Here is a 14,657-nt window from a genome sequence, read left to right on the forward strand (position 1 = left end):
TAATTCTACATCCATTGCCCTACCTCCCTTGCAGAGTTTTTTCTTCTAATCCTTTTATTTAGAATAACCGGAAAGTGACAGAAGAGGGTTATAGCGGTTCCCATTTAGATGCGGTACAACATTATATCGTGGGGTGTAGGGGTACGGCAGTGCCGTGCCCCTAGGGATGTACTTCACGCAAGCGAGAAGCGCTGTATCAGTTGTAAGAAGAGTAATTTAATAAAAAATGAACTAATCCAATTAGCAAATATTGACAGGAATAATTGTCCAAAAATTTTATCGCATAGACATAATTTTGGAGCTTTCGTGCATAATCTGTTGGTTTTTCTCCATAGCCTCCTGGGCTTGCTTCATAAGCTGTTGGTTTTTCTCTTTAAGCTGGTGGAATTTGTGTATAGACAGCCATAACTCCTCTCTAATGAACAACTTATCTGAGAGGAACGTTTGCTCTTGACTGCACACACGATCGCGTCCTGCTGCCTTTGCTTGATACAATGCCTTATCCGCCGCCACAATTATTTTTTGAGAGTTAAAATTAGATATAGGAATTACTGTAGCTGACCCAGCACTCAGGGTTACATGAGAACTAACTTGTGAATTTTCATGGGGAATTGCCAGTTTCCGTACAGCAAAGCAAATTTTTTCTGCAATGTAAGCAGCACCATGTATGTCTGTGTTAGACAAAATTACAGCAAATTCTTCCCCACCATAACGGGCAACTAAATCAGTAGGACGTTGAACAACATCTTCGATGACTCTAGCAATTTCCCTAAGACAGCGATCGCCCATTGGATGACCATAGGTATCGTTGTAGGATTTGAAGAAATCTACATCAACAAGGATGAGGGAGAGGGGCTGTTGTGAGCGTATCATGCGCCGCAACTCAATATCAAGATACTCTTCAAATCGTCGGCGGTTAGCCACTTGAGTTAAGGAATCGATAGTAGCTATAATATTTAATCGCTGCAATTCTTCATTAGCGGCTTCTAGTTTTTGCTGAAGTTGGCGACGCTCTAGTTCTTGGTTGGCTACCAAAAACTGATAGTCCAAAATGCTTAAAGTTTTACCCTGCACCCAGTCTAAGACATCTTGCAATGCCTGCTCCCACAGTAAACATGACTCATCTTGATCGCCGGATTCTAGGCAAGCGCCAAATCTTTGGTAATAGGAACAAAGATTGTCTAACTGAACAATCATCTGAAATCTATATAAAATTTCAATTTTATTACACGTTTATTTGATTGATGCCTATTTCATTACTTTTGGTATATAAAAATCTTAAATGCAAAAGCAAGCGATCGCTAATCTCTGTTGACTTCGGCTAATAAAGTGTCACTAGTACTCTACCAACCCAAAAATGCTTTCTTGGAGGTTGGGGAAAGGTTAAAGGGGAAAGGGAAAGGGATTAAAAACCTTTCCCCTTTTCCCCTTACCCAATAAATAGCCAAGTTCCCTTGACAAACTTCGCGGTTCCCATTCAGATGCGGTACAACATTATATCGCGGGGTGTAGGGGCACGGCACTGCCGTGCCCCTACAGGTGTACCTCACGCAAACGAGAAGCGCTATAGTATAGCCGTAGTCACTAATGTTAGGACAGTGTTGGCTCAAAGCCTTGAGAAAAAAGGGTTTTTACTCAGCAGTGGCTCAACCTTAGCTATCCGCTAACAGCACTTTGCTATACAACGCGGCGTAAATAAACCTACCATTTAAAATAGCCAGAAAGCGCGAAATTAAAGCTTTTTGATTTTTGATTTTTGACTTTTGCCTTACGGTACTAGTTTGGGTTCGTAACGTTAGAGGATGTTTTAAAAGTCCTCTTGTCGGTATCAAAAGGTTCTAGATCCTCCTAAATCCTCCTTAAAAAGGAGGACTTTGATTCCGGTTCCCCACTTTTTAAGGGGGGTTAGGGGGGATCAATAAGTGCTTAAAATAACAGCCAAATACTTTTAAAACAACCTCTTAAGAATTTTTTGTAGTGGTAGTAAAAATCATTTTTAACACTACAAGGTTTTCCTAATTTGGTAAATTTTAGCCAGCACCGTGGAAAGGGGCGTTTCAAACGCCGATTTTTGACTAACTCTTGGGTTTAATATAAGCGATCGCTTGTTTCCAAACAATGGTTTGCTGAGTGTTTTCATCAACAATACAGATACACTGTGGATCTTGCCATAAAACCTTTCCTGTAAGTACATCACCAGTCAGCAGCTTTAATTCTACTGGCGTTGTTTGTTTAATTAGGTTTTGGACTTGTTTAATACTGGGTAAAGTGGTGTCAAATTCGGTAAGCATTTTTAGTAATAATGAACCTACAAGGCAAAATAAAGAGTAACTAATCCTTGATAATTCATCCTTGAAGAAATGGCAATCGAATTTACTAAGTATCATGGTCTAGGCAACGACTTTATTCTGATTGACAATCGCTCGTCATCATTGCCTGTAGTGACTCCAGAGCAAGCGATCGAGTTGTGCGATCGCCACTTTGGTATCGGTGCTGATGGTGTAATTTTTGCCTTGCCTGGAGAAAACGGCACTGATTACACCATGCGGATTTTTAATTCTGATGGTTCTGAACCAGAAATGTGTGGCAATGGCATTCGCTGTTTAGCTGGCTTTTTGGCAGACTTAGAAGGGGAATCCCGGAATCAAGACTCATATCGCATTCATACTTTGGGTGGTGTAATCACTCCCCAACTGTTATCTGATGGTAAAGTTAAAGTAGACATGGGTTTACCCAGGTTACTTGCTAGTGAAATTCCTACTACCCTTGTACCCGCCCAAGAAAAAGTAATTTCTCAGCCTTTAGAGGTAGCGGGAAAAACTTGGGATGTCACCTGTGTAAATATGGGAAATCCCCACTGCATTACCTTTGTGGAAGATGTCGCAGCAATTGAATTAGAAACCATCGGCCCAAAATTTGAGCATCACCCAGTTTTTCCCCAACGCATAAATACCGAATTTATTCAAGTGGTACGCCGTGACTATTTAAAAATGCGGGTATGGGAACGGGGTGCTGGAATTACCTTAGCTTGTGGGACTGGTGCTTGTGCTTCTTTAGTAGCTGGTGTATTAACTGGGAAATGCGATCGCACTGCCACTATAGAATTACCTGGTGGTCCCTTGCAAATTGAATGGTCAGAAATCGACCAACGAGTTTACATGACAGGCCCGGCCAAAAAGGTATTCACTGGTAAACTGTAACCGACTTACCATTGGCATTACTACTTGAGTAATACCATAGAAGACTACAAACTTATTTTAAGGGTTTGTAGTAAGCACTTTCGGGCTGAGAAAATCAGGGCTAAAGTTTTTACTACGAACTCGTTAAAATTCACTCAACTTTAGATTGCACAGATTCTTTATTAGAAATTGCTAGATATATACCCGCTAAAATTAGAGCCAAACCTAACAAGTTAAAAATACTCAATTTTTCCGAGAAAAGTATCCAAGCAAGAATCGCAACAATCACTGGATTGAGTAGTAAGAATAAAGAGATAAATCCTGATGAAAAATATTTGAGGCTGTATATAATTAGCCCATGACCCAAGGTTTCGCAAATAGCAGCTAGCGCAAACACTACTAACCACCCCGACAAAGTAACTGGAAAAACTTGTTTTTCAAAGATTAGTACAATTGGTATCATCAATGAAGTTGCGATCGCACAACGCCACCAAAGTATGGTGATAACTGAAAATTTATTACGGATCTGTTCAATAAGTAAAAAGTTTGCTGCATAAAATATCGATGATATGAAGGCAACAGCATCACCTGTAATATTATTATTAGAACGCAATAAATCTTCAAATCCGACAGCGATCGCACCGATTATGGCTAACATCAGACCGATGATAAATTTGCGACCAAAAATTTGATTAAAAAATAGCCATCCTCCTAAAGTAGTAAATAGCGGATTGAGGCAACCTAAGGCATTAGCATTAGCAGCACTAGTCTGAGTTAGCGACCAAGTCCAAGATAATCGACCTAATACATGAACTAAACCCACTGCAATTAAAAACGCGATCTCTTTGATTGGGTAAGGCTGCTGTGGTAATACAGGTTCATCATCTGTAATTTTAGTTTGTGCTTGGTTAATTCCATTCCATAATCCAAAGATAATAGCCGCTATCCATAAACGATTAAAAAATGTAGCAACAGCGCTCATTTCTCTAACAGCAATTTTAATAAATATTGCTGTTGAAGATAAAGCGAGTAATGCAATTATTACTATGATTATCGGCAGTATCTTTGAAGTTTTCTCAGACTTTTCTGGTATTAAGCTTAATTGATTTTCTGCCATTTAGTTTATATTTATAATAGGAACCGCTAAGTGTGCCAAGAAAGAGGAATTATTTGGGATTACTTAGGTAATAGTGCCATAAAAGTCTTGCTGCAACTGCTCGCCACGGTCGCCAGTGCTGTGTCATTTCTTCTAGTTGCACTGGTGTTGGACGCGTTGCCAAGTTTTTGAGTTTTTGTAAAGCGATCGCGATCGCTAAATCGCCTTTAGGAAAGACATCAGGACGTTGCAGCGCCATTAGCAAGTAAATATCAACTGTCCAGTCTCCGATCCCTTTGAGACGCTTTAACTCAGTTCTGATAGTAGTTTCATCCATTGTTTGGAGTTTGCTGAGGTCAAGCTGACCAGTTGCGATCGCCTGAGCCAATCCACGACAGTATAGAATCTTTTGCCGACTAAATCCAATTCCTCTTAATTGAACATCATCCAATATCAAAAAGTTTTCTGGCGTCAGAGTTACAACCTCACATAGACGTTTAAATACAGCCCTTGCAGCCGCTACAGAAACTTGCTGTTCCAGAATTATGCACAACAGTGTTGCAAAACCCGCTTCTCTTGACCATATTGGTGGAGGCCCCAGTGTTTCTAAAATCCGAGCCAAATCGCTATCAAGGTTGGCAAGCACTATTAAACCACGGGTCAAACTTTCTTCAGTCAACGATTCTAGTTCAGGTGTTTGAGTCATCTTTGGAAAAAGGAGTGGCGAGTAAGGAAGAATTATAATCCCGCGCGGTGCGTTCTAATTCTTGTGTAAGCAGTTTTTGTTTGCGCTCAATTCCCCAGTGATAACCACCAAGACTGCCATCACTTCGCAGCACTCGATGACACGGTACAATTAGCGCGATCGGATTAGCTCCACAAGCATTACCTACAGCTCGGACTGCCTGGGGTTTGGCAATATTACGAGCAATATCAGTGTAAGTGCAGGTTTCGCCATAAGGAATTTTTTGTAATGCTTGCCAAACCTGTTTCTGAAATGCTGTCCCACGAATATCAAGTGGTAAATCAAGATGTGCCTCGCCTCCTGCAATAAAATTGAGGATTGCTTGTATCCAGTCTTTGTGTGTGCGATCGTCACGCACGATCTGCGCTTGGTGAAATTCTTGCTTCAAAATGTGTTCGAGCTTGTCTGCTTGATCACCTAATTTTACGGCGCAGATACCCTTGTGTGTTGTTGCCACAAGCAAATATCCTAATGGACATGGAGCGATCGCATAGACAATGCTGATTGTCTTTCCAGCTTGTTGGTAAGTTTTTGGCGTCATTCCCAGTTGTTTAGGTGCTTTCTCATAAAGTTGACTACTTGAACCATACCCCGTGTCGTAAACTGCATCAGCAATTTCTTCCCCCGACTGAAGACGCTGTTTCAATCGTTGGCTACGTAGTGCATCTGCATATTGAAAAGGCGATACGCCAATTATTTGCTTGAATATTCTTTGTAGATAACTGGGACTCATTTCCACCTGAGAGCATAATTCCAAGAGGGTTGGGATGCGATCGACTTGTGCTTCAATATATCGACATACTACTAAGATTTTGGCTGTATTTGGAACCGTTTCAGATTGTGGCTGACAGCGCTTACAAGGTCGAAAACCTGCAATTTCAGCATCTTGTGCCGACTCAAAGAAACAAACTTGATTCCGATTCGGTCTGCGACTAGGGCAAATAGGTCGGCAATAAATGCCTGTAGAGCGAACACCATACAAAAACTTGCCTTCAAAAGTGTAATCTCGATTGAGAACTGCTTCCCAGAGTGTTTTTTCTAAAAGTTGTGTCTGTTGTAATTGCATTCATGCCTCCTAAAATTTGCTGCCAAGCATCCCACTTTCGAGCGCGCATTATTAGTTTTTGCCTTTAAGTAAAACTAGATTAAATGTATCGATAAACTACTTTCTATCTGATTGTTGCGATCAAAGTTGATTATCTCAATTTTTTAATATACCAACTCGCCGAACAGGTGTTGGCTACTCGATGAAATTGGGAACCTTAAATTAGGTCAACACAACGGAGTTTTTATGAGTGGTGGTATTTACTTGATTCAGGATAATTGTCAATTAGTTGAAATGAAGGAAGAACCTTATGAATCAGAAGATGGACTACAAAAGCTACTAGCTGACTATCCGAGTTTGTTAGCAGGAGAACAGATAGACAGTGTTGCACCAAGACGCTGGTTGTTAATCTCACAGGAGATAGCAATACCAGATAGCGAAGATAGTGCTGGACGTTGGGCACTCGATCATTTATTTCTCGATCAAGATGGAATTCCCACCATTGTAGAAGTTAAGCGGAGGAGCGATACCCGGATTCGCCGAGAAGTGGTTGGTCAGATGCTTGATTATGCAGCTAATGCGGTAGTTTATTGGTCAATTGAGAAAATCCGTCCCCAGTTTGAAGCTAATTCTAATGCTGAACAGCTACTAATAGATTTAATTGGTAACGAAGAGGCTGATTTAGAAAAGTTTTGGCAACAAGTCAAAGTTAACTTGCAATTAGGTAAAGTCCGTCTCGTCTTTGTGGCTGATAAAATTCCTGTCGAACTTCAGCGGATAGTCGAGTTTTTAAATCAGCAAATGAGTCCGGCTCAAGTATTGGCAGTAGAGATTAAACAATATGTAGGTCAGGGTTTAAAAACTTTGGTTCCTACAGTCATTGGTCAAATTAAGAAACCTCCCACACTTTCCTTAGAGAAAAAACAATGGAATGCATCAACTTTCATCAAAGAAGTTGAGATTAAATACAGTCCAAAAGCGGCTCATGTCGCCAGTCTGATTCTAGAATGGGCGACTATTCAAATGTTGCAGATTCAATGGGGTACAGGTAGAAGTCATGGCTCTTTTGTTCCTAAATTTTATTATCAGGGAAAAAATCGTACTTTTTTCCGAGTTTGGAGTAATGCCACTGTAGAAATTTGTGCCTACGAGCCACCATTCAATTTAGAAGAAAATAAAGCAGAACTTCTGACTCGATTTAAGTCTGTCATAGGAACATCAATTTCTATTAATCCTTATTGCTGGTATATTCCTTTCTCTGCTCTGAATGATGAATTAGTTCTCAAAGAGTTTTTAGAAGTACTTGTCTGGGCTATTCGTGAAATTAAATTATCATAATTTGGTAGTATAGCAATCCTATTTTGTTTGTGAGAATTACAACCCACAAATCCCCGGCTTCGTAAAATTTGTCGGGTTTCTTGTTTATTACGAATGATTCAGGGTAAACAATTACTCACCAAATTTCTGCCAAATCTAAAACAAATCCTGGTAAAACATCTTCTCCCGATAGATTTTTAGGACTTTGTAAAATTTCAACTTCTCGATTAAAACGATAAATTTCTACCTGTTGCTGTCCTCTATTAATTAGCCAGCCTAATCTAGCGCCATTATCGATGTATTCCCTCATTTTGGCTCGCGTTTTTTCTAATGAATCACTTGGAGACATTAACTCAACCACAAAATCGGGGCACAAAGGAGCAAATCTTTCTTTTTCTGCTTCACTTAAAGCATTCCATCGTTCCATTTTCACCCAGGAAGCATCTGGAGAACGCTCTGCACCGTTAGGAAATTTGAAACCACCAGAAGAGTCAAAGGATTTACCTAGCTGATTTTGACGACTCCAAGCTCTTAATTGATAAGTTAAATCGGCATTACGATCGCTAGTACTACTCCCCGTAGGTGGCATAATAATTAATTCCCCTGAAGCTGTCCGCTCAAACTTGAAGTCTCGATTATTTTGACAAAGCTGAAAAAATTGCTCGTCAGTCAAGTCGATATTTAATTCGAGGATAGGAGGTAAACTGATGGTGGTAGTATTCATATTATCAGTTTGGGTGAAAGCAATATATTTATTTTAGTAGTCTGTCAAAATAATTCGTAGTTGCAATCAGTGCTTGTTCTGTACCCTCCAGTGAATCGTTAACGAGTCTGCGTACTCTGCAAATAAGCAATCTACGCGCAGCTGCTTCTCAAAGAGAGCATCTGGCGTGCGTGTGGGGTAAAATTGACTGTGGAAATCATAACTAATTATGCAAATATAATATTAATTACGAATTATTTAGTCAATTCCCGATTGGTAGTGTTATTTCAAACTCAGAGCCTTGTCCAAAAGTAGAATTTACTACCAAAGTGCCTTGATGTTTTTCGACTATAATTTGTCGAGCGATCGCTAATCCTAATCCTGTACCTTTGCCGACAATTTTAGTAGTAAATAAATGTTCAAAAATATGTTTTTTGACATCATCGCTCATCCCAATACCGTTGTCAGAGATTTGAATTTTTACATAATTATCATCATACATTGATGTGGTAATAGTAATCTGATTAATATTAGCAAGGATTTCATTAAAACTGTATCGTTGGTTGGATTCTTCTAAGGCATCAATGGCATTTGCTAGTAAATTCATAAATACCTGATTGAGTTGCCCAGGAAAGCATTTTGCTTGGGGAATATTGCCGTAGTTGGTAATCACTTCAATTGCTGGATGGTGCTCATTAGCTTTCAGGCGATGTTTCAAAATTAAAATAGTACTATCAATACCTTCATGGATGTTAAACAGAACTTTGTAATCCTTATCTGCCCGCGAGAAAGTTCGCAAGCTAGTGCTGATATTTTGAATGCGATCGCACCCCACGTTCATAGATTTAATCATTCTGGGTATATCTTCCAAAAGATAATCAATCTCAATCTCCTGGGCATGTTGTTCAATTTCTGCTGTAGATGCACCAGAACGGTACAATTGCAAGTGTTCAATGATATCTTCTAATCCTAACTTCGCTTCGTTGACATTTCCAGCGATAAAGCCAATTGGGTTATTGATTTCGTGGGCGACACCTGCAACTAAATTTCCAAGGGCTGACATTTTTTCGCTTTGGACAATTTGTAATTGGGCTTTTTGTAAGTCTTCAATTACTTGTTCTAGTTGTTGAGATTTTTGCTGGACGATAGCTTCGGCAGCTTTGCGATCGCTAATATCTAAAATTAAACCATCCCAAACAATTGCACCATCCACTTGTCGCTCTGGACGAGATGCCGCTTGTACCCATTTCACGGTTCCTGATGGCAAGATGAGTCGCCATTCATGAACAAATGGTGTCAGATTTTGATCAGATTCCATCATTGCTTGCTCGATGCCAGCAATATCATCAGGATGTTCTAAAGCACGAGGATTTTGCTTGCCGCCAATTATTTCCTCTGCTGTGACTGTTCATGCTATAAAAATCATGAATTGCTGTTGTCATGGTTATGCTCTCAATAATCAAGACTGCTTATTACAAGTTTGACTTTTAGCAGCACATATAATAGTTATTGTTCCCAAAATCAGGATTTGTTTTTCAAAGATATGAAAATAAGCTGATGTGCAGATACTTTTACGCAAAGACACGGAGTGCTATTTTAATGACGATTAGCTGACTACAAAATTTTATTAATTAGTCATTTATGAGACATTTCTAGAAATTAATTATTATTCATAACTCTTGTAGAGACGTAGCAGTGCTATATCTTTATATTCCTTGGCATTTAAAAAAGCTACGAATTTATGCAAAACTGTACTTAGTGTTCAGAAAAAGATGAAACTTTTGCCTGAAAGTGACTCAGCACTTCTGAACTGATTCGCTGTTTGACAAATGGTTCACCCGATTGGGTGAATGCGATCGCAGCATCCAGAACTACTCTGAAAGAAGAGCCACTTTTTTTTGTTGTTAGCGATGTCTACGACGGGCTACGCCTACGCGCTGACAGCCAAAAACTTTTACAATGGCTATGATTACCTTGAATATTATGCCAATTGCTTATATATCAAAGGGTCTAAGAGTGGATGAAATTGTAAAATCACCGCATAAACCAGATTTTCCACCAGAGAAAATCACTCTGTTGGAAACAATTACTGGCAATTTACCGGGAATGATTTTCCAAATTCTGCAACGGCAGGATGGTTCTGTATTTATCCCTTATATTAGTTCTGGTTGTAAATATTTGTATGAATTAGAACCAGAAGCTATACAGGCAGACATTCAGGTGTTATACAAACTGATTCATCCACAGGATATAAAAGCTTTTTCAGAATCTATTGCTGTTTGTCGCACGACTCTTACACCTTGGCATTGGGAAAGTCGGATCGTTACGCCTAGTGGCAAACTTAAATGGATTCAAGGTACTTTGCAACCCGAATTACAAGAAAATGGTGATTTTCTTTGGCATGGCTTGGTTATAGACGTTACAAACCAAAAACAAGCCCAAGAAAAATTGCAAGAAAGTGAGGCACGGTATAAAGCGATTTTAGATGCTATCCCCGATTTAATGTTTCGCATCAGCCGCGATGGCGAGTATCTAGATTTGAAAAGCGAGGACGCAAATATCACTTTGTCGAGAGAAGAAATAGTTGGAAAAAATTTGCAAGAGTTATTGCCGAGTGATGTTGTAGCCATTAGCCAAGTAGCGATCGCTAAAACTTTAGATTCTGGAATTTTGCAAACTTGTGAATATCAACTACCGACATCTTTGGGAGTCAGAGATTATGAGGCGCGGTTGGTAGTTAGTGGTGCAGATGAAGTATTAGCAATTGTCCGAGATATCACAGATCGCAAACAAGGAGAAATCGTCTTACAAAATCTTGCTCAAAAATTTGCGAAAGCTTTTAGTTGTAGCCCCGATTCAATTACGATTAGCACGCTGCAAGATGGACGCTTTATCGAAGTTAACGACAGTTTTGTGAATCTTTCAGGTTATGGGCGAGATGAAGCAATTGGTAAAAGTTCTTTTGAGTTAAATCTTTGGGTAAACGATCGCGATCGCCTAAACTTAGTGCAAGAGTTGCAAAGCACGGGAGTCGCTCGTAACTTGGAAATTGAATTTCGGCAAAAATCTGGTGAGATAATTACAAGCCTGCTTTCAGCCGAAGTCATTGATTTGGATGGTACTCCTGCGATTTTAGCAGTGCATCACGACATTACAGAACGCAAACAGGTAGAAGCACAATTACGCCTTTGTGCGCAACGCGATCGCTTGTTGGCAGAAACCCTAGTGCGAATTCGGTCTTCGCTTAACTTAGAAGAAATTCTTCAAACCACCGTGACAGAAGTTAGGCAATTTCTGCAAGCCGATCGAGTTTTTATCGGTTTAAATAATGCTAATTTAGGAGTCAGAACTCTTGCTGAATCAGTAGATCCCAAATATCCATCAGTTTCAGGTTGGTCTACTAATGATGAAGCTTATTTACAAGAATTACGAAATTTACTAAAAGATAATCTTGTGCGTGTCGTTGAAGACGTAACGCAAATATCAGTATCTCCCAAAGTAAAAGCGCACTTTCGGAAATTCCAAACAAAGGCGACTTTAACTGTACCAATTATGCTAGATAATGAATTATTTGGTGCGTTAATTGCCAATCAATGCTCAGGGCCGCGTGATTGGCAGCCAATAGAAATTGATTTGTTACAGCAGATGTCACAACAGGTAGCGATCGCAATTCAACAAAGCCAGATTTACCAAAAACTAGCAGAACTCAACACTAATTTAGAACACCAAGTCCAAGAACGGACAGCGCAGTTGCAGCAGAAAATACAAGAAGTTGAAAATTTGCATCGTGTCAAAGATGTAGTTTTGCACACAGTTGCCCACGATTTACGAACTTCGGTGATGGGTAACTTGATGGTATTAAAGAATTTGTTAAATCAGGGAGTGGGGAGTGCGGACTGGGGACTAGGGACTGGGGATCAGGGAAAAAGGGGACAAGGGGGATCAGGGACTGGGAATCAAGGACAAGGGGGAATTATTGAAAAAGTCTCTTCCCAATGCCCAATGCCCAATACCCAATGCCCAATCCCCAATCCCCAATCCCCAATACCCATATCTCGCTCAATCATCGAGCGGATGATTCAGGGGAATGATCGCCAGTTGGGAATGATTAACTCATTACTAGAAATTAATTCTGCTGAAAAAGAGGGTCTAGTAATTCAACCCGAACCTGTGCAATTTAGCAATCTCCTGAAAGAAATATTTGCCTCCTTACAGCCTATACTGACGCAAAACCAAGCAACTCAGAAGAACTTGGTTCCTGCCGATATACCGTTAGTAATGGCGGATAGGACTTGCTTGCAGAAAGTCTCAGCACATTTGATCGCATATAGGTTGCAAAATAATCCACCAGGATTACATTTTACTCTGAATGCCACCGTTGAGGGGGAAATGATTCGCATTCAGATTCAAGATGATGGTGTGGGAATGAGTAAAGTAGAGTGCGATCGCCTCTTCGATCTTCATGTCCGCGAGCCTCAAGATTGCTGCTCTACAAGTATTGGCTTAAAAATGTATCTTTGTCGGAAAGTTATTAAGGCGCATGGCGGCGAAATCGGGGTTATGAGTAATCGCAAGCGTGGATTAACTTTCTGGTTTACACTACCTCTGTTCACTTCATCCGTAACAAATCGCCCATAAATCACCAAAAAATGAGAGGGTGTTATTTATGGCAATGTTGAGTAAAGGAAACACCCTCAAGGTATGGGCAAAGTTGCTCGGATGCTAATGGCTACTCCATTTACAACAGTGCAAAGCTGGTGGAGAAAAACCTTTTCTGCACCAACAACAGATGAAATCACCACTCTTTATAGAGCTTGGCGTAATCGTTTCTTGTGGCAGAGATTACGTTTATGGTTATGGCTGGCACTGATTTGTCTATTGTCTTTTACTTTGCGAGACTTTTACGGCTTGTTTTTTCCTTTTGCAGAGTTGCAGCAACTACCAGAAGAACTTAGAACTCAACGCCTGGTAATTGATGTGGCAATGCTTGCAAGTATAATTATTTGCTTTGCCTTACATAAAACTAAATTAGGTCGTCATCGCCCAGATTTATTATTTTTAGGGTCTTCTTGGTCAATTAGTTTCGCGTCACAGTTATTTGCAACTCTTACTGGTTTCGCGCTACCGGATACCATTGGTTGGTCGCTATTGTTCTTGAGCCAAGCTGTGTTGATGCCCGTATGCTGGATTCTTCACTTGCTGACTCAAGTGAGTGTGCTGATTTACTATTTTGGTGTGAATACAGCACTTGGGCTAAAAACACCAATCCCCGATCACCCAGGAATATATGATGTAACATTCATTTTATACATTTTCTGGTTTTGTACTATATGTGACATCGGTGTTTATCTGTACGATCGCTTGCAACGTTCGGAATTTTTCGCCCGTCAAGAACTGGAATCTGCCTACCAAAAACTCAAAGTTGCCGAAGCTAAATATCGCAGCATTTTTGAAAACGCTGTTGAAGGGATTTTTCAAAGTAGTCCTGATGGACATTACATTACGGCAAATCCAGCTTTAGCCAGGATTTATGGCTACTCTTTAGCAAACGAGGTGACAGCAAATTTCACTGATATTGAACAATTGTACGTCGATCCAAACCGTCGGGCAGAATTTGTGCGCCTGATGGAAAAGTATGGCAGCGTTTCCGAGTTCGAGTCCCAAATTTATCGTCAAGATGGGAGTATTGTCTGGATTTCAGAAAAAGCCTACGCAGTCTGTGATGAAGAAGGAAAATTGCTTTACTACGAAGGTTTGATTGAAGACATTACCCAACGCAAGCAAACTGAAGAAGAACTACGAGTATTTTTCCATGCAGTTTCCCACGACTTACGCAACCCAGTACTAGGTACTTTAATGGTACTGAAGAATTTGCTTAACAGTGGGGGACTGGAAACTGGGGATCAAGGGCAAGAAGAAAGACAAGAGGGAACTATTGAAGAAGTCTCTTCCCAATCCCCAATCCCTATTTCACGCTCAATTTTAGAACGGATGATTCAAAGTAGCGATCGCCAATTGAACTTAATTAATTCCTTGATGGAAACTCATATTAGTGAGGTGCAGGGTGTTTTTTTACAACGTCAAGTCGTACAATTATTGACGGTTGTCGAAGCTGCGATCGCTGATTTGGAGCCATTGCTGACACAAAATCAAGCCAAGCTGACAAATTTGGTATCCGCAGATTTGCCATTAGTGAATGCAGATCCCACGCAACTATGGCGAGTTTTTTCTAACTTAATTGTTAATGCCCTCAAACATAATCCCCCTGGATTGGTCTTGACAATCAACGCTACTCGTGGAGATGACAAAATTTATTGTACTGTTAGTGACAACGGCGTGGGAATTAATCAACAGCAAAGCGATCGGCTTTTTGACCTTTACTTTCGGGGTGCAGATATCCGTAATTCTGTAAGTTTGGGATTAGGATTGTATCTGTGTAAGCAAATTATCCATGCTCACGGTGGCGAAATTGGTGTGAACAGTACATTGAACGCAGGGGCAACTTTTTGGTTTACATTGCCTATTAACTGACTAAAGTTAAATTAAAACCATAATGAAAAGCGGAAAATCAG

At 40.1% G+C, this 14,657-nt stretch carries 13 protein-coding genes; 6 read left to right on the forward strand and 7 right to left on the reverse strand.

Going from position 1 to position 14,657, the window contains the following annotated elements; all coding sequences use genetic code 11:
• Window positions 1-276: 276 nt before the first annotated feature.
• Window positions 277-1,197 carry a diguanylate cyclase gene (locus V7K79_RS15605; protein ID WP_335048919.1) on the reverse strand — a complete coding sequence of 307 codons (921 nt, stop codon included), beginning with the start codon at window positions 1,195-1,197 and terminating at the stop codon, window positions 277-279.
• 284 nt (window positions 1,198-1,481) lie between these two features.
• On the opposite strand from V7K79_RS15605, the gene V7K79_RS15610 reads away from it, so the two are divergent.
• The gene (locus V7K79_RS15610; protein ID WP_335048920.1) at window positions 1,482-1,667 is read left to right on the forward strand and encodes a hypothetical protein; all 186 of its coding nucleotides are present in this window, start codon (window positions 1,482-1,484) and stop codon (window positions 1,665-1,667) included.
• Window positions 1,668-2,075: 408 nt separating this feature from the next.
• On the opposite strand, the gene V7K79_RS15615 is transcribed toward V7K79_RS15610, so the two are convergent.
• Window positions 2,076-2,291, reverse strand: a complete 216-nt coding sequence (locus tag V7K79_RS15615) for an Hfq-related RNA-binding protein (protein WP_335048921.1) — start codon at window positions 2,289-2,291, stop codon at window positions 2,076-2,078.
• Window positions 2,292-2,360: 69 nt separating this feature from the next.
• Here V7K79_RS15615 and dapF point away from each other — a divergent pair, with 69 nt between their 5' ends.
• Entirely contained in the window at window positions 2,361-3,200 is an 840-nt protein-coding gene (gene dapF, locus V7K79_RS15620) for a diaminopimelate epimerase (protein WP_335048922.1), read from the forward strand.
• Window positions 3,201-3,330: 130 nt separating this feature from the next.
• Here dapF and V7K79_RS15625 read toward each other — a convergent pair whose 3' ends face one another.
• Genes V7K79_RS15625 through ada form a run of 3 tightly spaced genes read right to left on the reverse strand, consistent with a single transcriptional unit; the run spans window position 3,331 to window position 6,086 of the window.
• Window positions 3,331-4,296: a DMT family transporter gene (locus V7K79_RS15625; RefSeq protein WP_335048923.1), complete on the reverse strand. Its 966-nt coding sequence runs from the start codon at window positions 4,294-4,296 to the stop codon at window positions 3,331-3,333.
• 49 nt (window positions 4,297-4,345) lie between these two features.
• Window positions 4,346-4,981, reverse strand: coding sequence for a DNA-3-methyladenine glycosylase family protein (locus tag V7K79_RS15630; protein ID WP_335048924.1), 636 nt, complete (start codon window positions 4,979-4,981; stop codon window positions 4,346-4,348).
• Window positions 4,965-6,086, reverse strand: a complete 1,122-nt coding sequence (gene ada / locus V7K79_RS15635) for a bifunctional DNA-binding transcriptional regulator/O6-methylguanine-DNA methyltransferase Ada (RefSeq protein WP_335048925.1) — start codon at window positions 6,084-6,086, stop codon at window positions 4,965-4,967. The genes V7K79_RS15630 and ada overlap by 17 nt, the downstream gene beginning before the upstream one ends.
• Window positions 6,087-6,311: 225 nt before the next feature.
• On the opposite strand from ada, the gene V7K79_RS15640 reads away from it, so the two are divergent.
• Complete coding sequence (locus tag V7K79_RS15640) at window positions 6,312-7,403, forward strand: hypothetical protein (protein ID WP_335048926.1); 1,092 nt, start codon at window positions 6,312-6,314, stop codon at window positions 7,401-7,403.
• Between the two features lie 115 nt (window positions 7,404-7,518).
• Here V7K79_RS15640 and V7K79_RS15645 read toward each other — a convergent pair whose 3' ends face one another.
• On the reverse strand, window positions 7,519-8,106 hold the full coding sequence (locus V7K79_RS15645; protein ID WP_335048927.1) for a Uma2 family endonuclease: 588 nt from the start codon (window positions 8,104-8,106) through the stop codon (window positions 7,519-7,521).
• Between the two features lie 241 nt (window positions 8,107-8,347).
• Window positions 8,348-9,475, reverse strand: coding sequence for a sensor histidine kinase (locus V7K79_RS15650; protein ID WP_335048998.1), 1,128 nt, complete (start codon window positions 9,473-9,475; stop codon window positions 8,348-8,350).
• 432 nt (window positions 9,476-9,907) lie between these two features.
• Between V7K79_RS15650 and V7K79_RS15655 the strand changes: the two genes are divergently transcribed.
• The 3 genes from V7K79_RS15655 (at window position 9,908) to V7K79_RS15665 (ending at window position 14,616) form a co-directional block, all read left to right on the forward strand.
• Complete coding sequence (locus tag V7K79_RS15655) at window positions 9,908-10,054, forward strand: hypothetical protein (RefSeq protein WP_335048928.1); 147 nt, start codon at window positions 9,908-9,910, stop codon at window positions 10,052-10,054.
• A complete protein-coding gene (locus tag V7K79_RS15660) occupies window positions 10,045-12,723 on the forward strand; it encodes a sensor histidine kinase (RefSeq protein ID WP_335048929.1) in 2,679 nt (892 codons plus the stop codon). The genes V7K79_RS15655 and V7K79_RS15660 overlap by 10 nt, the downstream gene beginning before the upstream one ends.
• Before the next feature lie 63 nt (window positions 12,724-12,786).
• Window positions 12,787-14,616, forward strand: coding sequence for a PAS domain-containing sensor histidine kinase (locus V7K79_RS15665; RefSeq protein WP_335048930.1), 1,830 nt, complete (start codon window positions 12,787-12,789; stop codon window positions 14,614-14,616).
• The last annotated feature ends 41 nt before the right edge of the window (window positions 14,617-14,657 follow it).

The sequence above is a fragment of the Nostoc sp. genome, from assembly GCF_036917575.1.
GTDB lineage: Bacteria > Cyanobacteriota > Cyanobacteriia > Cyanobacteriales > Nostocaceae > Nostoc.